The sequence below is a fragment of the Flavobacterium ovatum genome (assembly GCF_040703125.1).
In the GTDB taxonomy this organism is placed as follows: domain Bacteria; phylum Bacteroidota; class Bacteroidia; order Flavobacteriales; family Flavobacteriaceae; genus Flavobacterium; species Flavobacterium ovatum.
The window spans coordinates 3,715,413-3,735,421 of sequence record NZ_CP160035.1; the positions used below are offsets into that span (position 1 = coordinate 3,715,413).

General features: G+C 35.8%; 12 protein-coding genes. 1 reads left to right on the plus strand and 11 read right to left on the minus strand.

Going from position 1 to position 20,009, the window contains the following annotated elements; genetic code table 11:
* Window positions 1-133: 133 nt before the first annotated feature.
* From ABZP37_RS15490 to ABZP37_RS15505, 4 genes are all read right to left on the minus strand, one after another.
* Window positions 134-1,282 carry a hypothetical protein gene (locus tag ABZP37_RS15490; protein ID WP_366183998.1) on the minus strand — a complete coding sequence of 383 codons (1,149 nt, stop codon included), beginning with the start codon at window positions 1,280-1,282 and terminating at the stop codon, window positions 134-136.
* Between the two features lie 90 nt (window positions 1,283-1,372).
* Window positions 1,373-2,383, minus strand: a complete 1,011-nt coding sequence (locus tag ABZP37_RS15495) for an FAD:protein FMN transferase (protein WP_366183999.1) — start codon at window positions 2,381-2,383, stop codon at window positions 1,373-1,375.
* 398 nt (window positions 2,384-2,781) lie between these two features.
* Window positions 2,782-4,722 (minus strand): FAD-dependent oxidoreductase, encoded by a 1,941-nt coding sequence (locus ABZP37_RS15500; protein ID WP_366184000.1) that lies wholly within the window; start codon window positions 4,720-4,722, stop codon window positions 2,782-2,784.
* Window positions 4,723-4,740: 18 nt separating this feature from the next.
* A complete protein-coding gene (locus ABZP37_RS15505) occupies window positions 4,741-6,342 on the minus strand; it encodes a sulfatase (protein WP_366184001.1) in 1,602 nt (533 codons plus the stop codon).
* 172 nt (window positions 6,343-6,514) lie between these two features.
* On the opposite strand from ABZP37_RS15505, the gene ABZP37_RS15510 reads away from it, so the two are divergent.
* The gene (locus tag ABZP37_RS15510) at window positions 6,515-8,131 is read left to right on the plus strand and encodes a hypothetical protein (RefSeq protein ID WP_366184002.1); all 1,617 of its coding nucleotides are present in this window, start codon (window positions 6,515-6,517) and stop codon (window positions 8,129-8,131) included.
* Window positions 8,132-8,823: 692 nt separating this feature from the next.
* Here ABZP37_RS15510 and ABZP37_RS15515 read toward each other — a convergent pair.
* The 7 genes from ABZP37_RS15515 to ABZP37_RS15545 form a co-directional block, all read right to left on the minus strand.
* On the minus strand, window positions 8,824-10,854 hold the full coding sequence (locus ABZP37_RS15515; protein ID WP_366184003.1) for a beta-L-arabinofuranosidase domain-containing protein: 2,031 nt from the start codon (window positions 10,852-10,854) through the stop codon (window positions 8,824-8,826).
* A 32-nt stretch (window positions 10,855-10,886) separates the two neighbouring features.
* Window positions 10,887-11,903: an L-rhamnose/proton symporter RhaT gene (locus ABZP37_RS15520; RefSeq protein WP_366184004.1), complete on the minus strand. Its 1,017-nt coding sequence runs from the start codon at window positions 11,901-11,903 to the stop codon at window positions 10,887-10,889.
* Window positions 11,904-11,933: 30 nt separating this feature from the next.
* Window positions 11,934-13,388 carry an NAD-dependent succinate-semialdehyde dehydrogenase gene (locus tag ABZP37_RS15525; RefSeq protein ID WP_366184005.1) on the minus strand — a complete coding sequence of 485 codons (1,455 nt, stop codon included), beginning with the start codon at window positions 13,386-13,388 and terminating at the stop codon, window positions 11,934-11,936.
* A 16-nt stretch (window positions 13,389-13,404) separates the two neighbouring features.
* Entirely contained in the window at window positions 13,405-14,559 is a 1,155-nt protein-coding gene (locus ABZP37_RS15530) for a mandelate racemase/muconate lactonizing enzyme family protein (RefSeq protein ID WP_366184006.1), read from the minus strand.
* Window positions 14,560-14,688: 129 nt separating this feature from the next.
* Entirely contained in the window at window positions 14,689-15,327 is a 639-nt protein-coding gene (locus tag ABZP37_RS15535; protein ID WP_366184007.1) for a bifunctional 4-hydroxy-2-oxoglutarate aldolase/2-dehydro-3-deoxy-phosphogluconate aldolase, read from the minus strand.
* 14 nt (window positions 15,328-15,341) lie between these two features.
* Window positions 15,342-16,298, minus strand: coding sequence for a 2-dehydro-3-deoxygalactonokinase (locus ABZP37_RS15540; RefSeq protein ID WP_366184008.1), 957 nt, complete (start codon window positions 16,296-16,298; stop codon window positions 15,342-15,344).
* 397 nt (window positions 16,299-16,695) lie between these two features.
* Window positions 16,696-19,929 carry a glycoside hydrolase family 2 TIM barrel-domain containing protein gene (locus ABZP37_RS15545; RefSeq protein ID WP_366184009.1) on the minus strand — a complete coding sequence of 1,078 codons (3,234 nt, stop codon included), beginning with the start codon at window positions 19,927-19,929 and terminating at the stop codon, window positions 16,696-16,698.
* Window positions 19,930-20,009: the final 80 nt, after the last annotated feature.

Consider the following 20,009-nt stretch of genomic DNA (forward strand, 5'->3'; position numbering starts at 1 on the left):
CGAAAGCAACCACATGATCTTAATTTGGGCGTGCCCCGCTAAAAAACGCAGGTCGGGCATTCCGCTATATCTTTTTAGTCTGGCAAAAAAGCCAGCCCAAAAAGGATACCGCTCCAATCCCTCACGTAAAACCCTACAAACGTTCCCCATTTTTTTTCTGGAAAAGATCCAGTTGCGCTTTTTGACCTTCAGTTACTATTTTATTTTGTAGAAAATAATAAGACGAACGAGCCAATAAAAACTGTGCATGGTCTAATAATTTGACCGTGTTCTCAATGGCATTGGTGGAAAGTGGTTTTTGTTTGTCTAATATTCGAAACAGCAATTGCAACTCTTGAAAAGAATCAACAGCCGCTAATTGGTTGGTAGCCCATTCAAAATAAGGAACCGAATCAGGTTTCACAAAATCAAGTAACGAACTCAAAAAAATCACTCGATAAGATTTGTCCGAGCTAACATATAGTTTCTTGATAGCATCAAAATAAACGTCCGAAGGGGCTTTTTCGATATAATCCATCAACAGCCTTGACAACGACGGAACATTGCCTATTTCTTGCAAAACCACCGAAACAGTTTTGGGGTCATAAGCCTTTCTGTTGATCAATTCATTAATGATAAAACGACGGTACTTTTCATTTTCCTGACGCAAGGATTGCACCAAGGTTTCGGTTGCTAGTTCTTTGGCGGTTTGTTTTCTTATTACCTCAAAAATCTCACCATTGGCCCAATGCCAAAGCGTGCAACTCGTCCAGGCTGCTCCTTTGACAATCGAATTTTCATCAATGCCAGAAGTTGCTCCTGTGGCGCCATCAAGTTCAATTAATCCTTCGCTTCCGTGAGCAGCAAGATGCCTTTGGTTTTGATAATATTCTTTCAAACCGGAATCTCTATCCGCCAATATTTTGTCTAGCTTTTTATAGTCGGCTTCAGTAAACGAAATTCCATCTGTCTTTTCTAATACAATGCCTTTGGCCATTTCATACCGATTGTAGAATCCTAATTTGTCCCAAAACAAGCGTACTTGCACTATTTTGCATTTATGATCCAAACAAATCACCGATTCGACATCCATATAATACTGAAACGCCAAACCGTTTGCATCTTGCAATTCAATCAATTTGCCTTTTTGTTTTTCGGTAAAACTCAGTCCTTCGTGAATAATCGCAATATCGTGTACGATTTCCTTAGTGATAGGCGTTTGCGCACGCAAAGCCACTCCTAGTAAAACAAAAAGGAATATAAAAAATGATTTACAAGAAGTATAACTGTTAGTTTGAAACATATTTAAAAGGGTATTGCGAATGATTTTTTAAAATTAGAATAGAAATTTGCTGTCTTTGTCTGTACTCATATATAAAATGTCTCTTTCTATTCAATATTCATTTTTATCTATAAAAGAATAAAAACCTGTTGTAGCTGTATCTTTCACCACGCCATTTTCATCTTTGTAAATAAAATAAGACTCTAACTTCTTTCTTTTCGAAACAAATTGAAACGCTTTTTTCAATCCCATTGCCATTAGCGCATTGTCATAACCATCGGCCGTAATAGCATCTGGGGCAAAAACGGTCACACTTATCAAATCATTCTGAATAGGATAACCTGTTTTTGGATTCATTAAGTGAGCGATTTTTTTTCCTTTGTTTTCATAGAATTTCTGATAATTCCCAGAGGTCGTAATCGCACCTTCTGGAATGCTAACTATTTTTTGATAGGATTTTGGCAAATGCTCGTGATTTGTTGGCGATTCAATTCCGATTTTCATTAACTCGCCACTGGGTTGTCGTTTACCTTTTATTCGAATCTCACCACCTATTTCGACCAAATAATTTACTATTTTCTTTTGTTCCAAAAAATCAGCGACCACATCTACAGAATAACCTTGCGCAATACCGTTGACATCAATTCTTATTTTCAGGTTTTTCTTCCAAAGTGAATTGCCTTTTATTTTCAAAAGATTAGTGCCTATGTTTTGCTGCACTTCTTTTATCAATTCCACATTTGGCTCTGTTGGAACAATTCCTTTTTTTCCAAAACCCCAAGCTTCCATTAATGGCAAAACGGTAATATCAAACAATCCATCGGTATCCTGATAAATTTCCTGAGAACGCTGGATTACATTTTTAAAATGCGAATCCATAAGTACGCAATCATTCGAATTATTGAATTGACTGATCAAAGATTGCTGATCATAAATCGACAATGAGGCATCTATTCGATTAAAAATACTATCCAATTGACTTTCATTCACGCTACTTTCCTGCGCATAGTAGGTAACAGAATAGGTCGTGCCTTGCGTAAACCCATTAATCTGGTATTTGTTCCAGACTACTTGCGAGCTTGGAGGAAACAAAAGAGCGATTATGAGGTTTATAAAAATCATGTTTTAAAATTATGGATTCTTTATATAAGACTTTGCATTCTAATAAAAGTTTAAGATGAAGACTAACTGCAAACACAGATTTCACAAATTATAGAAATCGCAGCAATTTTCACAGCAATATAAATCAATGCTCTAAATAATTTTTGGCACACGTCAGTTCGAGTGCTTTTTCATCCAAATGCGATAGCTTTTGGATAAAAAAGTGTATCGAGAACTTTTGCGGAAACAAGACGCCTTCTCGATACATTTTTATTCCGTTTCACTACATAAAAACACTCGAACTGACGGATTCGAGAATAAACGCTGCTCACATTCCAATCCATGTGTACTCTGAAAGTGAAACGCCTTTTTTATGCGCAAAGTAAGATCTATGAATCTATGTGTTTCAAAAAAACATCCTAAGCATAGCAACGAACTTCAAACAGCTTCACCGTTTTCTTTCCATAGGTTTCTTTCAGTTTTAATCGAATAGCCGTTGTTTTAACGCTATCAAATTTGAACTTAATCAATCGCCTTTTATTATTATCTAATGTTCCCAATTTAATCCAAGAACCGTTTACTCTTGCTTCCAAATCGGCTGCTTTCAACATTTCTTCTGGAACTGTATTGGTGTAAATTTTATCATGACGCTGGTCTTTTCGCATCATAATATTTCGTTTCACATTGGTATCGCACTTAATTTCAACTGTGGATAAATCAATTGGATTTTCCCATTCCATTTGCAGCTCGGCATTGAGTCCGTCTGATTCCCAATGATGAATTTTGTTATTGATATCACGAGACCAACCATTATTCAACAATTTGGCATCACCTGAAAGTGTTGAAGAAGCAAATATTAAACTTGCTTTTTTGGCCAAATCTAGTGCGTCATTTGCAGGACGCATCGGAATAAAAGCATCGTCTCGCAACAATTGCTCTTGTAATTCATTTATAAACTTATTCGAAATATCTCGTGGACTTACGTTTTTCTGTACACAAATAGTAGCAGCTGTTCCCACCGCTTGTCCCATCAAAGCGCAAGTTGCCATAATGCGTGAGGACGAAAGTGCAATATGCGTTTGACTCACGTTACGACCTGCAAATAGTAGATTATCAATATTTTTTGAATATAAAGAACGAAACGGAACTTCATAAATTTCTGTAAAATCTTCGTGAAAATAACTTGGCGGCTCCGATGGATTTTCGATTCCACCCGGATTGTGTTCGTCTAATGACCAACCTCCAAAAGCGATGGCATCTTCAAAATGTTTGTGCCCTGTCATATCTGTTTCAGACAAAATATGATCACCTATAAAACGACGAGATTCTCTACGACCCGGCAACGTTCCTACCCAATCCAATGCGTAGTTTATAGACTCCGGATGATTACCAGAATTTTTTATGTAATCCCAAACACCGTGTAAATAGCCCATTAATTTATGGCGATTGATTTCTTGGTCAGCAATAATATCGTGCTCGCTTCCTACTTCTACCCACCAAATGCCTTCATCAAACCCTTTGATGTATCTTTTTTTATGAGCAATTTCGGCTTTGTACCGAATGGCGTAAGAAGGTGGAGAATAAGGCATAGGTTTTCCCATATCTTTGGACGACATCAATATCGAAGCTCCCATTTGCCAACCATCGGCTACTTTTGGCGCATATTTTTCACCAAATTCAGACGATGCTTCACGACCAGTACGGTATTCTGCTCCTGCAGTTGCTGCCAATAAACCATCACCAGAACAATCAATAAAAATTGGAGCTTTAATAGTAATCTCCGTTTCGGTATTGGATTGCCAGCAACGGGCACTTTTTATCTTATTTCCAGACATTTTTGCTTCTACCGCTTGGGTGTTCAGCATTAATTCTAAATTGGGTTCTCGTACCACAAAATCATACATCACATGATCAAAAACAGGAAACGAAGCTTGCGGATTATCAAAGCGGTTGAGCAATAATAATTCTTCTATAATTCCGGTTTCACGTTCTGGCAAGCCACCCTTTAGATGGTTTACACCGTTCAAATGCACTCGGATTTCACTAGAAGCATTACCTCCCAAAACCGAACGGTCTTGCACTAATACTGTTTTGGCTCCATTACGAGCTGCAGCAACTGCGGCACAAATACCAGCAGCACCACCGCCAAGAACAACCACATCAAATTCTTTGGTTATTTTGCGTTGGGGTTTTATTTTTTTTCCACTCCCTACGTCTAGCCAATTGTCTTTTTTTCTATCGCCTAAATCATCTACTTGCAAGGGGCTTTCTGTTGGAGTTGCACTAACTCCTAGCGGAATTAATGCCGCAGCCGCAATAGCACCTTGTGTTCCTTTGGTTAAAAAATCTCTTCTTTTCATAATCGTAGTTTGGTTAATTTATTTTGCTTGGTTTCCTTTCCAACCTTTTTCAAATTGTTTCAAAAGTTGGTTTACTTCTTTAGGATTTGCAGTAGCAATGTTGACTGTTTCTGTTGGATCTTTTTTATGATCGTACAATTCTACATACAAGGGTTTTTCTTTGGGATGTTTCGTGTCTTTCCAAACAATTAGTCTGTACCGTTGGGTTCTCATGGTATATCCCATTAAGTCATTTTCGAATAATTCTCTATTCCATTTTTCCTTTTGCTGGTCTATTATTCTTTGCTCCACTTTCTCGATCAAAGGTTCAAAAAAAGTTTGTCGCATTCCGTCACGCAAAGGATAAGCTCCCCATTCGCGCAAAGCGGGATCCGGAAACTGACTAAAAGCAGCCGCTTTCCATTTTTTATTCGGTTGTTTCAACAAGGGAACAAAACTTTGTCCTTCTACGTGTTTTGGTGTTTCAATTCCGGCCAATTCACATAAAGTAGGATACATATCTACCAATTCAACCAAAGCTTCGGAGGTTTTCCCTCTACTTCCTTTCGGCATATCGGGTGTCCAAATCATAAGTGGTACTCTAGTGGCAATTTCATAATCGGTTGCTTTTCCCCAAATACCCATTTCGCCCAAATGCCAACCGTGGTCACTCCACACAATAATAATGGTGTTGTCACGAACACCTGCATCCTCCAATGCACCAATCATTTTTCCGATTTGCGCATCTACATAACTCACACAGGCTAGGTAAGCATGTTTTAATTTGATAGCTTGTTCCGGACTTATATCCCCTTCTTTCGGAATATCATAACGGGTTCGCAATTCAAAAGAAGCATGCAATCCCATCGCAGCACCATCTTTTGGTCCGTTAACTTGTGTACTCAGATGAATGTTTTTTTCATCATACAAATCCCAGTATTTCTTAGGAGCAGTCCAGTTCAAATGCGGTTTATGAAATCCCAAACCTAAAAAGAAAGGTTTGTCTTTGTTCTTAACTAGCTCTTTTAACTGTCCAATAGCTAGATTGGTATTAAATCCATCTCCATAACCATCATCTGGAACATCCGCAAACTCATAAGCAGGACCACTACCCAAACCTAATTTCGCTTGGGCGCCATACTTTTCAGTCATATCCTTAAGATTTTTTTTCGACAACGCTATGTTTTCAGCCAACTGATAACCACCTGGTCCTCTTTCTTTGCTTGGAGGAATACTCCACGATAGCTGATCGTCTAGATCGCCGTGATGAAATATTTTACCAAAATAAACAGTTTCGTATCCATTGTTCTTAAATTGCTGTGGAAGCGTAATCACATCGGCATTCGCTTCCCTGAATTTGATATAATTATGAAAAACACCACTTGTTTCAGGTCGATAACCTGTTAATAAACTAGCCCGTGAAGGTCCACAAATGGCTTGCTGACAATAGGCTTTATTAAACAACAAACCTTGAGTTGCCAAATGATCTAAATTTGGACTAATAGCCTCATCAGAACCATAGCAACCTAGTTCTGGTCGGAGGTCGTCTATACCTATAAATAAAATGTTTGGTTTTTGTTGTGCCTTTATCGTAATCGAAAAGCAACATGAAAAAGTAAAAAGTAAAACAGCTAATTTCATTTAGGTTATAATTAAAAATGGTTGTTAATGCATTACAAAACTACACACAACCATACCATTTTCATAAAAAAAATGGCTTACAAAAACTTAACATCAAGCAATTTTAAGCTAAAAAAATATTAACTTATGACTTATTTTGTAATTTCGCCAAACAACCAACAAAACCTTATTTATGAAGACCTTAAGTAGTATTAAAAACCAATACATCTATCTTTATATTACATTACTTACCATTTTCAATAACCTTACATGGGTAAATGCACAACAATTTAAAAGCTATACTGCAGAAGGATTAATTAGCTATCAATCGAATCCCAAAAATGCGATTGATTTACTAAAAAAGAAACATAAAGAAGCACTTATAAAGAAAGATACCAGCCTTATCATTAAAACTTTAATTTCATTAAGTGCTGCGGATCGAGCAGGTTTAGCCTACAGAGATTCTTTTGTCAATTCTGGAGAAGCATTGTTTATTGCTCAGGAATTCAAAAACCCTTTATTGATTGCCAAAGCGCATGAAGAGTTTGGTACCCTTCATTTTCTGTTCAAACAAGATGAAGAAGCTGGAGAACATTTTAAGAAAGCACATGACTATTATTCAAAAGTTAATGTGAAAGATTCGGCTAGTCATGTTCAATTGTATCGTTCTCATTACAATTTGGCGATGTATTATCAGCGAATAAAAAATGTATCGGAACTAAAAAAACAAATTGCAATTTGTGAATCACTAGCTAAGAAATTTAAAATTGATCCGATTTATAAATTGTACTTGGATGAAAAAGTAGTTTCCGAATTGGAATTTAATTCGCAATTTAAAGAAGCTTTGGACTTACTTGTGAACCTCTGCAACCGTATGGACGCTTTGAAAGCCAACGGACAACTAGGCGTTACAGACAATAGCTTTTTTATGATTTTGTATTGTAGAACGGCTATTAATTATGAGCGACAAAACAATCATTCAGCAGCTAAGAACTATTTCGAAAAAGCCCTCCAAATAAAAGATAGCAATGGTGAGAACACCTTTTACCGTTCTTTTATCTTTTTACGTTATGCTGATTTGTTATCTAAAATGAACGATTATAAAAATGCTTACCTCAATTTGCAAGAATCTAAATTGATAAACGATACTTATCTGAACCCTAGAAATGAAGATACTCAAGGTTTTTTGACTATTAAAAACAGGTATAAAGATCAGTTGCAAAACAAAAATAACCAACTTCGAGATCAAAATTTAAAAATAGAAAAACAGAATCAAGCTTTGTTTCGTTTCCGATTTTTCTTTTTTGGAATTATTCTAGTTGCTATCATCTTAGGATTGATTTTTCGTAGCAAATTGAGAACTATAAAACATCAAAAAGAGGAGCAAATCACCAAAAAACAAATCGAACTTAAAAATAAGGAACTGACTGCCAATATGCTTCAATTAATCGAAAAGGAAGAAATCATTCAGACCTTGAAATCCCATCTTGAAAATGCAACTACTGACAACAATACCAAAAAAGTGATTCAGCAACTCGAAAAAAATTCGGTTAGTTTATGGGATTCTTTCAACAATCAGTTTATGGAACTGAACGAGCATTTCTACGATAGACTTCAAGAACAATCACCTGATTTAAGCGCTGCAGACTTAAAAGTATGTGCTTTGATCAAGCTGAACTTTTCGGGCAAAGAAATGGCTCATTTATTAGGGATTTCGCTAGGGAGCGTACATGTTGCTCGCCATAGATTGCGCAAAAAGATGAACTTGGAGCGGGATATTAATTTGACCAATTTTATTAATTCCATTTAGAACTTTTCACCGCAAAGACGCTAAGGCGCAAGGTTTTAAAATAGTAAGTTTCCTAGCAGGCTTTTTGGAACACGGATTAGAGAAATTGTAGGGATTTTAATCCAAATAAAATTTACTATTAAAACTATACTCAAAACACTTTTTGGCACACGTCAGTTCTAGTGGTTTTGTCTTCAAATGCGATAGCTTTTGGAGATAAAAGTAGATCGAGAACTTTAGCTGAAATAATACGACTTCTCGATACATTTTTATTCCGTTTCACTACATAAAAAGACTACCATTGACTTTTTACATTAAATAATTAATTTACAAATACTTAAAAAAACACACCCATAACCCCTCTCAAGAAGGGAACTAAAAGTATAAACATATAAATAACTTCATTTTATATTACGTTTTTTGAAAAAAAATCATACCTCAAAGTGACGAACTCGTTATTCATAATTTCAATTTATAAGCTAATCTTTAGTTCCTTTGAATGTGGTACACTATTTTTTTGCGTGAGGGATAGAAATGGAAAGCCCGCAAACAAGTGTAGCGATAGCGGAACTTGTTGAGGACTTGTAATGTATAGCCCGACCCGTAGTTTTTACGGAGGGTCACGCCCAAAATAGTATAAGGATATGCAAAAAAAAACGTTGACAGTATTGCTACTATCAACGTTTTAAAAGTTAAACCAACTTTAAAAAATCTTATTTCCAGATAATTGGTAAGAAAACTGACATTTCAGAATCACCTCTGTTTGACCAAGTGTAATACGGTACTAAAGAAACTTTAGTGCTTTCTAAAACTGGTTTTGAAACTGCGTGATACATATCATTTGATTCTTTGTCTTTACGAATCATCATGTCTGCGGTGATAGAAGTAACTCCGCCTAATAATTCCGGACGGTATTTTACGTCAAATTTATTGTCTCCAGAAAGATAAACATCCAAGATACTTGTTCCTTTTGGTAAATCTGTAGATTCAGCACAGTAAACAACTGGACCTCTTTTTACAGCTACTTGGTTACGAACTTCTTCGATACGTCCGTTACCTTCCATGTACGTAACTTCCATTGGCATTTCAAGAGTAACTACGTCACCTTTTTTCCATTTTCTGTCAATTTTAGCAAATTCACCTGCTACAACTTCAACACCTGCATCAGCACCATTTACCATTACTTTACTTCCTTTGGCCCAATTTGGAATACGTAACAACATTTCGAATGCTCCTTTTTTACATTCGTTAACGGTCAACTTTACATTACCATCCCAAGGATAGTTGGATACTTGCTCTAATTTTAATTTAGAACCATCTACCAGTTTAGTATCCAAAATATTTCCACCATATAAATTCACAGAAACACCATTGTCAGATAAGCTATACGCCCATCCTGATACTTGTGCAATTGTACGCACTAAGTTTGGAGGACAACAGAAACACTCTAAGTACGATTGGCGTTCTGGGTATTCTGTATTCATTTTGGTGTAATCTCTAGAACCATGAATTTTACGCAATGGGTTTGAATAATAATATTTATCCCCTGCAAGGTTAATTCCTGAAAGTGCACTATTGAACAATACATTTTCGATTACATCGGCATATTTTGACTTTCCGTTCAATCCCATCATACGGTAACTGAACATGGAGTTACAAATATTAGCACAAGTTTCGTTGTAGGCTGTCATATTTGGCATCATGTATTCGTCGATGAAACCTTCTTCAATCATTTGTCTGTTAGTCGAAGCTCCGTAGTGCGTTTGGCCTACCGCTCCAGTAACATACATTTTCTTTTCGGTAACATTTTCCCAAAGTCTGTCTAAGGCATCAACTAATGCTTTTTCACCTGTTTCTGCAGCTACATCGGCAGCACCAGCATAGTAATACAATGCCAATACGGCGTGTCCTACTGCTTCTGTAGATTTACGTAAAGGTGTATATTCTTGAACCATGTCTCCTACTGGATATCCTTTGGTAGTTGAGTTCTCTTCGATTCCATTAGTACCTCTACGGTTGATAAATTTCTCTGCTAATTCTAAGTATTTTTTATCTTTTGTAGTACGATACAATTCTACTAACCCCATGATTTGAGTTTGGTTGAATCCAAAACGAGCATATTGTTTCGTGTCTTGAAAGAAAACAGAATACAAATTGTCTGCATGCTTTACAGCAATATCCAAGAAGTTTCTTTTTCCTGTAACTCTGTAATGAATACAAGCACTGGTGTACAAGTGACCACTGTTATACATTTCGTGGTACTTACGATTTTCGAAAGGATCAATCTTATTATCGCTTAATTGAATCGTTGTTTGTAAATATCCATTTGGCATTTGTGCTTTTGCAATAATCGCAATGATATCATCCAATTGCTTTAGAATTTTTGGATCTTTGTTTTGTGCATACACATAAGAAGATGCTTCCATCCACTTGTAAAAATCACCATCATGCCAAGCAAAACCTTTGTGCTTTCCTTTCTCCAGACCAGCGGTATATTTGAAGTTATTCAAACCATGACCTACGTCTCCCATCAAAACTTCACCCATATAAGGCAACATTTTATCTTCACAAATTTTAAATTTATCTGCCCAAAAACCTTTGGTCCAATGACAATCTCCGATGTTTATACTCTTTAACTTTACGTTTGGACTGTTTGTATTATCAACGATTCCTTTGTTTTGAGCAAAAGAAACAGATGACAACAAAATAGCACCAAATACTATTGCTGTTTTTTTCATTTTCATATACTTAATTTTTATACGGATTTTTACGAATCCTAATTATTTAACGTTCCAGAATACCCTGTAATAATTACGGCGATGATCAATACAAACACCCCAAATAATAGGATTTTAAAAGGTTTTTTAGCGCCTTCCCATTCGTTGTTGGTATAAGCCCAAACATTACCCACAATAAGTGATAATCCAAGCATTATAGGCCAAGCGATAATTTTACCAATATCCCCCATTAATGTAGCACCTTGTCCATAAATCCCAAGAGCTCCAAACCATAATAATGCAGCACCTATTGACCATAAATAAGCTTTATTAGCATTAGGTGTAGAGAAAGAGTTCCAAGTATTATTTTTAGCTAATAAAAACAAAGAATAGCCTGCATTTACTACAAAACCACCCCATAAAACTACTACCCAAATAGCTAAACTACCGTTACGAGCAATAGCTCCAGATGCTTCAGCTAATTTACCAATAGATTCCCCTTTACCAAAACCAATAGCCAATGCAGCAGATAATAAACCACTTAAAACCGCGATTATTAAACCCGCAGTAAGATTTACTTTCTCTGTATTTTCGTCTGCATGTGTCAATTTATCTTTTTGAATACCTGCATAAGCGGTAATAGCAATCGCTACTAACATGATTAGTACTCCAACCATGATATAAGGAAAAGAAGGCTTGTCAGTTTCACCAGCATTCATAAACAAAGGAATTAAAGCTCCGGCTGCAGAACAAACACCCATCACGATTCCGTAGGTTAATGAAATACCAATATAAGGCACACTTTTACCAAAAAGAATTCCACCTATCCCCCATAATCCACCATAAATCATGGCTTCAATAATAACGTCTGAAGGAGCGCTAGTTACCACTTCAAACAAATCTGGCACAACCAAATACGCCCATGTAGTAGGAAGAATAATTAATGCAAATGTAGAGTGTACTAGCCACCAAGCTTCCCATTTAAGAGGAGCCATAAATTTCATTCCTAGTCCAAAAGAACCTTGAAAAATACTTGCAAAAATGACAAGTAAAAAAGATAACGTTAATGTATCCATTATGTATAATTAGTTAATAGTTAATTTTAATTAAAGTGCGGTTGACACTCTTTTCTTTACTAAATAGTCTTCTAAGGCTAAGTGCGAACAATCATGTCCGATACCGCTATTTTTAATTCCACCGTGAGGCAAGTAAATAGCATACTTCACACCATTGATCTGAATTTCTCCAAAATCTAAATCCTCAGTAAAACGTTGAATTCTTTTATGGTTATTTGTAAAAATGTAAGATGCTAATCCGTATTCAGTATCATTAGCCAAAGCTAAAACTTCATCATCTGATTCGAAACTCATAATTCCAGCTACTGGTCCAAAAGTCTCTTCTTTAAACAAACGAGAATCAGTTGTGATTCCTGAAACTACAGTTGGTTCCATCCAGTTTCCTTTTTCTGGAAAACCAGCAGGTATTTTTCCTCCGTATTCTAATTTAGCTCCTTTACTTACGGCATCTGCAACTAAATCAAACATTCTGTCTCTGTCTCTACGTGCCACTACTGGTCCCATATCTACAGTTTCATTTGGATCGATACTAAAACCTAATTTTATTTTAGAAGCTCTTTCGATATAAGCCGCTAAGAATTTATCATAAATATTTTTGTGAACAAAAATTCTGTTGGCCGCCACACATATTTGTCCTGAGTTACCAAATTTCAATCCAATCGCTAAATTAAGCGCTGTATCAAAATCAGCATCTTCAAACACAATAAACGGAGCATTTCCACCCAATTCCATTCCTAATCTCTTGATAGATGTTGTACTATCTGCAATGATTTTCTTCCCTGTTGCCGTAGAACCAATCATGGTTAAAACCGCTGGAATAGTACTCGTTGTCATAGTTGTCGCTACTTCAGCAGAAGGCCCCGCTAAAATATTAACCACACCTGCAGGAAAATCAATGCTGTGTAAAATTTCCCCAATCAAATAAGAGGATAAAGGCGACATTTCAGATGGTTTGATAATCAAAGAACATCCAGCAGCTAGTGCAGGTCCGATTTTGAAACCTACATTCAACAAAGGGAAATTCCAAGCTAAATAAGCAACAGCTACACCAGCTGGTTGCTCTATCATTTTATGTGTATGTGTTTTTTCGTAATCTGGAATTTGCTCTTCTCTACGGTTTTTCATAGCAGCAGGATACCATTCCAAAGCATTGGTAATCGCTTCAATATCTTCAGCTGAACCTGCATAAGTTTTTCCCATTTCATGAACCATAGCCGAGCGTAATTCCGCTTCTCTATCAAGAATAGCAGTTCTTAATTTGGTCATCCAAACTGTTCTTTCAGCTAATGATAATTTAGACCAATATTTAAAACCTTTTTGAGCAGCAATTAATGCTTTCTCAGCATCTGCTTTTCCTGCCAATGCAATTTGAGCAATAGATTCGCCAGTAGCTGGACAAATTACATCTCCTTTTTTTCCACTTTCAGCATCAACTAACTGACCGTCAATATATAATTTCTTATATCCAAAATTTTGTGTATTCATGGTATTTATTTTTTATTTACAGGGTTAACTTAACTCTGTCTTTTGTAATTGCATACTCTCTTAGAACGTCTTCATCAACATCAATTCCTAAACCTGGACGATTAGGAACCTCGATATAACCATCTTTCATGACAATTGAAGGAAAAGTTAACTTTTCTCTAAGTCCATTTTCAGTTTGATCGAATTCCATCAAGAAATTAGGTCTATACATTCTTCCTGGTATGCATTCTAAATTAGCAATAAAATGCATTGCAACGTGAATTCCTATAGCTGTCCCCCAAGTATGAGGTACAATTTCCACACCATTAGCAGTTGCTAAAGCCGCAATACGTTTTGCTTCAGTAAGTCCACCACTAGAACAAATGTCCGGCTGCAAAATATCCACAGATTTGTTCTGAATCAATTGTTGGAAACCAAAACGCAAGTACTCACACTCTCCTCCTGAAATTGGAATAGAAGTTTTTTGTCTCAATTCATTATACTGACCATAAAATTCTGGTGAAATTGGCTCTTCAAACCACGAAATATCATAAGGCTCAATCAATCTACACAATTCAATAGCTTCTCTCAACGTATAAGCGTGATTAGAATCTACCATCAATTGAATATCAGGACCAATGATTTCACGCATCTTTTTAACATTTGCAACGTCTGCTTTGATCCCTAGACCTACCTTCATTTTCATTGCTTTAAAACCTTGAGAGATATACAATCTCGCTTCGGCTTCAAAATCTTTACCTGGATTTTCATGACAAGTGAAATACAAGCCCGTTGCATACGGTTGAATTTTAGTTCTATGTGCTCCACCTAACAAAGTAGAAACAGATTGCCCTAAAATCTTTCCTTTCAAATCCCAAATCGCAATATCAATTGCACTCATCGAAGCTACTAAAATTCCTCTTCTTGCATAATCTAAAGTCCTGCGGTACATTCCGCTCCAAATCACTTCATTTTCTAAAGGATTTTGACCAATAACCATTGGTTTTAAGAATTCAATTCCAGCTTCTAAAACAGCTGCTGGACCATACCCTTCTCCCCAACCATGAGTTCCGTCAGAACAGGTTATTTTTACAACACAGATACATCTTTCGGAATACTCCCATTGTGAAAAGAAAAAGCTTTGGGAAAGCACATCTTTCAATACAAACGTTTCAATTTTTTCAATTACCATTTTATCTCTTTATTTAAAAAAAAAACAGCAAAACACTGCTTTTATATTTGATTAATTCATGTCTAATAAGTAAAATTAAACCAATACTACATTTTTATTAGTACTAACTTACCCAATAACAAGCTTATGTTATCTAATCGCATTTACCTTATCACAAATCGCCTTAAAGTGTTCATATAAAGCATCATAATTCTTAGCTTCGATAAGTTTTTTATCAAACAATGAACCTCCCATACCTACCCCAATGGCACCAGCTTGAAAAAAGGATTGTATGTTATTTACATCAACTCCACCTGTAGGTAATAATTTGATCGTGTCTAGTGGCCCCAAAATGTCTTTCACATACCCTGATCCTAATTGTGTTGCTGGAAAAATCTTAACTGCTGTAGCTCCCAATTTATTTGCATTGTAAATCTCCAGAGGTGTAAAAGCACCCGGAAAAATTGGAATATTGCGTTCGCTACAATACTTCATCACCTCGATATCCATAATTGGAGTTACGATAAAGGTTGCCCCTGCATCCAAAGCCATCATCAAGTCGGCCAATGTACATACAGTACCAGCACCTACATTAATTTCCGGATGACTCTCAGCTACCGCTTTAATAATTTCACAAGCATTATCTGAGTTCATCGTAATTTCAAGCGTTGTCAAACCTGCTTTTTTATAATGAGGTAATATCTCTTCAATTACTTCCAAAGAAATATTTCTTATAATACCAACAATTGGCATTTTCTCAAACAATTCTGTTTTATAATTAGTTCCCATTTTTTTTTTTAGTTTTATAGTTGGTTTTTTATAATATTCCATTGTCCTTTCACAACCGATAAATCCACAACGGTACTCTTTATGATTTTAGTTTTGGATTCTAATCCTAAAATTTCAATTGCTTTATGGTACAGTTCAAAAAGTTTCCCCCCTGCACATAATTTTATGTAATCACATTCCAATTCGCGCAATGATTGTAATTCCTCACCAATCATAAGCCCACTCAAATAGTAGTAATTCTCAACATTGGTTTTCTCTTTGAATAAGTTATTGGTACGTACTTTAAAAAGCGTATTAAGCAACGATTTCCCTTCCATTGCTTTTTGAACTCCTTGTTCGAAGGCGTTCAAAACTGACTCATCAAAATCTGTTTTTTCAATTGAAGCTTTTAAAATAGTGTTTTCAGAGATTACACTAAAAACTTCTCCAGTCATAAAGGTAAAAAAATTGGTAATTACACCTTTTTCGCACAACACATGCTTACTATGTGTTCCTGGCGTTATAAAAACGATTGATTGATTTACATCTTCTTCATTCACCAAACCAATAATCTCCACTTCCTCCCCACGAATTACATCTGAATCAGATTTAACTCCAGAAATCAATTGAATTGTATTCGGAATAATATCAGATTGTATTGTTTCTATATACAATGTTTTTCCGTCCGTTTTAAAAGGTAAATCAGCATACGGAAGCTCTCTTAAACCAATACTAGAAGATGCCATTCCAGAAATTACAATCGTAACATCACTACTGATATTAGTTACAAAAAAAGCTAATTGTTTTTTTAAAAAGTTCAAGAAATACGTTTCTTTATCGCCTCCAAAATCCAACCATTCGTTATAAATAGTTTTAATCCCTTTTGGCGAAACAACTTCCTCAACAATCTTTAGACTTGGAACCTCTACTAGTCTCAAACGTAGATTTGTAGTTCCCCAATCAACACTCACAAAAGTTTTAATACTTGTCATTTTTAATCCGATTAATAGATTCTTACAAATTTAATTGGAGTCTCTAATTTTTTGTATTCAAAATTTACCAATTAATAGACCATATTTACCCTAAACAAAGACAGAGAACACAATCTAAGATAAAATAAGACTAAAATCTCGTTTTAAAATCCAAAAACAATAGTCCTGTTTTGGGCGTATCCCGCTAAAATTCCGAATTATCGAAAGCGGGTCAGGCTATTCCTTTCAATCTTTTTTCGGGACAAAAAAGTCCAAAAAAAGGATTTCCTCCCGACGCTTCAGGAATATCCTTCGCTTTATACCAGTAAGATACAACAATACACTTCACAAAAAAAATCCACCCAATAAAGGAGTGGATTTTGACAATTTTAAAACTAAAAACAACTTACTCTAACAACTATTTTCTCAATGAACTCAAGTAGAATTCAAAATTATATTTTCCTGATTTTAAATCATATTCCGGCAATCTATTAGACAACGTACCTCCCAATGATAATTGAACCAAATCCAAATTCAAAGTATAAAACCCTTGCGGTTTTAAATCATACGGATGTCTAGCTTTATCAATGTTATCTGCTGCAAATTTCCAAATAGAGAAACCAAACAATGGACTTCCTGTAATTTGCAATCCTGCATTTCCTTTATCGGCAGAAAGCTTTAACCATCTGGTATCAGTACGATTTCCGTTTTCCTGAGGGAAAATATAATTATAAAAAATACCATCTGTTTTCAAACTATACTCATCAACTTCAGCTGAACGCTTGCGATCACTATAACTTTCCCAAGGTCCATTACCGTAATAAGTAGTGTTTTTATAAGTATCAGAAACCCCCATGGTTACTCCAAAACGGATTAAGTTAGGCAAGGAAGCATCTGCATCCATTACTACATTTACTTTGACTGTTCCGTCATTGGAAATCGTATAAATTTTATTTAAACTTAATTTTTTATCTATAGCTTGTCTCACAACAACTTGTATTCCTTGCGCTTCTTCGGTAACATTTACCGCATTCGTTTTAAGCAAACTATTAACCGTTGACCAAAAGCTTTTTGATTGTCCAAAAGGTTTTGAATTGGCGCCTCTAATATCATTATCAACTACAGGTCTAGTAAAATTCAATTGTAAAGGAGCCGCCATTTGCTCCTCACCTTTTATGGTGTAAGATGTTAGATTCCCGTTTTCTTTAGCAATTACAACCACTACATCTTTCGAACTAAGCCTAACTTCTGCTGCTGTTTCAGAAACCGAAACTTTATCTTTTGAAGCAGAAACGATTGTTGTTATCGCTTTTTTAGCTTGCAATTCAATTTGATTACTGGCTACTTCAAATCCTTTCTCTGCCCATAAACGATTTGTTTTCTCATGCATACTCATTCGAATCCAATAATCAGAACGGTCATCAAACTTGATATTCTTTATAGGTAAATTCACTGTCTTCGATGCTCCTGCCTCCAATTCTACTTGCGGTAAAACCCCAGATTGTATGGTCTTTCCGTTTTCTGAAACTTCCCAACGAATCTCATACTGGTCTAAGTTTGAAAACGAAAAACGGTTGATTACACGTATTGAAGATTGTTTCAAATTTGCCACTTCAAAAACCACAGGTTGAAAAACATATTTCGCTTCAAAAGCATGTGGATTTGGACTTAAATCTGGTGCAAAAACTCCATTGATACAGAAGTTTCCATCATTTGGCACATCACCAAAATCACCTCCATAAGCATAATACTGTTCTCCTTTGGCATTTTTAGCTACAATACCTTGGTCTTTCATGTCCCAAATAAAACCACCAATTAAGTTGGGTCTTGCTCTTATTTGATCCCACATATCAGCAATTCCACCCATAGAGTTCCCCATTGCGTGCATGTATTCACACATAATAATTGGACGTGTAATATGTGCGTTCTCAGACATATTAACCAATTGAGCCAAATCTGGATACATTCTACTCAATACATCTACATAATTTTTATCATCAGGATTAGCGTATGTATCCCATTTATTGATTTCATTCGCCACTCCTTCAACATATTGAGGATCTTCTGGATCTCCCTGTGCACCTTCATAATGTATGAAACGAGAAGGATCAAAATCCTTAACCCATCCTGCTGCTGCCGCAAATGCCGGACCTGTTCCACTTTCGTTACCTAAAGACCATGAAATTATCGAAGGATTATTTTTATCTCTTTCGACCATACGAATGACTCTTGTCAAAATAGGTGCTGCCCAAGTAGGTTGTTGTGGAATATAACTTCCTAAGTGATGCGCTTCTATATTCGCCTCGTCCATTACGTACAAACCGTATTCGTTACATAATTCGTAGAAATAAGGGTCATTAGGATAATGGGAAGTTCGCACTGCATTAAAGTTGAAACGCTTTAAGGTTTCAATATCTTTACGCAAATCTTCATGACTTAGAGCCTTTCCTTTGGTTGGGTGATGATCATGACGATTCACTCCCATAATTTTCACGACTTTACCATTAATAAGTAATTCGTTCTTTTTACTAAACTCAACTTTTCTAAAACCTACTTTTTGACTACGTGATTCCACTACTTCTCCATTTGCATTGGTTACATTAAAAACTAATTTATACAAATAAGGATCTTCTGCAGACCATTTTCGAGGTGATTTAATAGTAGCTTCCATAAAAGCAAACTTGGTAATATCTCTAGCCGGCCATCTTTCTTTGTACACTTTTTCAAGATCTACAGAAAGAGGTGCAGGCAATACTTTATTATTTTCCGCATCATATAATTCGGCCGAAATTTTATACCCTTTTAGTTTTACCTCATCCTCTTTGACCCATAACAAAGGGCGGATTTCGAGCTTTGCATCTTGGTAATTTACATCCAATTTTGTTTTAACAAAAAAGTCATTCAAGGCGATCTTAGGTTGCGCCATCAAGAACACTTCACGATGAATACCGCTCAAGCGCCACATATCTTGGTCTTCTAAATAACTTCCGTCGCTATAACGAAATACTTGAAGCGCTACACGATTTTTACCAGCTTTTAAATATTTTGTAATATCAAATTCGGCTGCCAAGCAACTTCCTTGACTGTACCCTACTTCTTGACCGTTTACCCATAAGTAAAACGCTGAAGTAACGCCTCCAAAATGCAGAATAACCGATTGGTCTTTCCAGTCTGTGGGAACTTCAAAATCTCTATAATAACTTCCTACTGGATTGTCTCTATAAATTTTTGGAGGCAATGGAGGTTGTGGTCCTCTCCAATCGTATTTTAAACTAGAATCTAAAATGTTTGGCGTAAACGGATACACGATATTGGTATAGATAGCTTGACCATATCCTTTCATTTCCCAGTTTGAAGGAACTTCAATATCATTCCAATTAGAATTTCCATTGTAGTTGGCTCCCATAAAATCTGTTGGACGATTTTCTGATTTATCAACAAAATTAAATTTCCAGGTACCGTTTAAGGACTTTAAGCGAGATTTATCTCTATTGCCTTCTAATGCGTCTTTTTCATTTTTGTATGAATACGTTGGAACACGGGACTGCATTTTATTCTTTTCAAATACCAATTCATTTTCCCAATCATTTTGAGAAATAATCAATTGTGAAAACAACATTAAAAAACCAAAAAAAAGAAAACCTCTTTTCATATCAATAAAATTTAATAACAATTAAAAGACAACACTAAACCTTTTTATCTCGATTCCTATATAATAACACAAGAAACAAA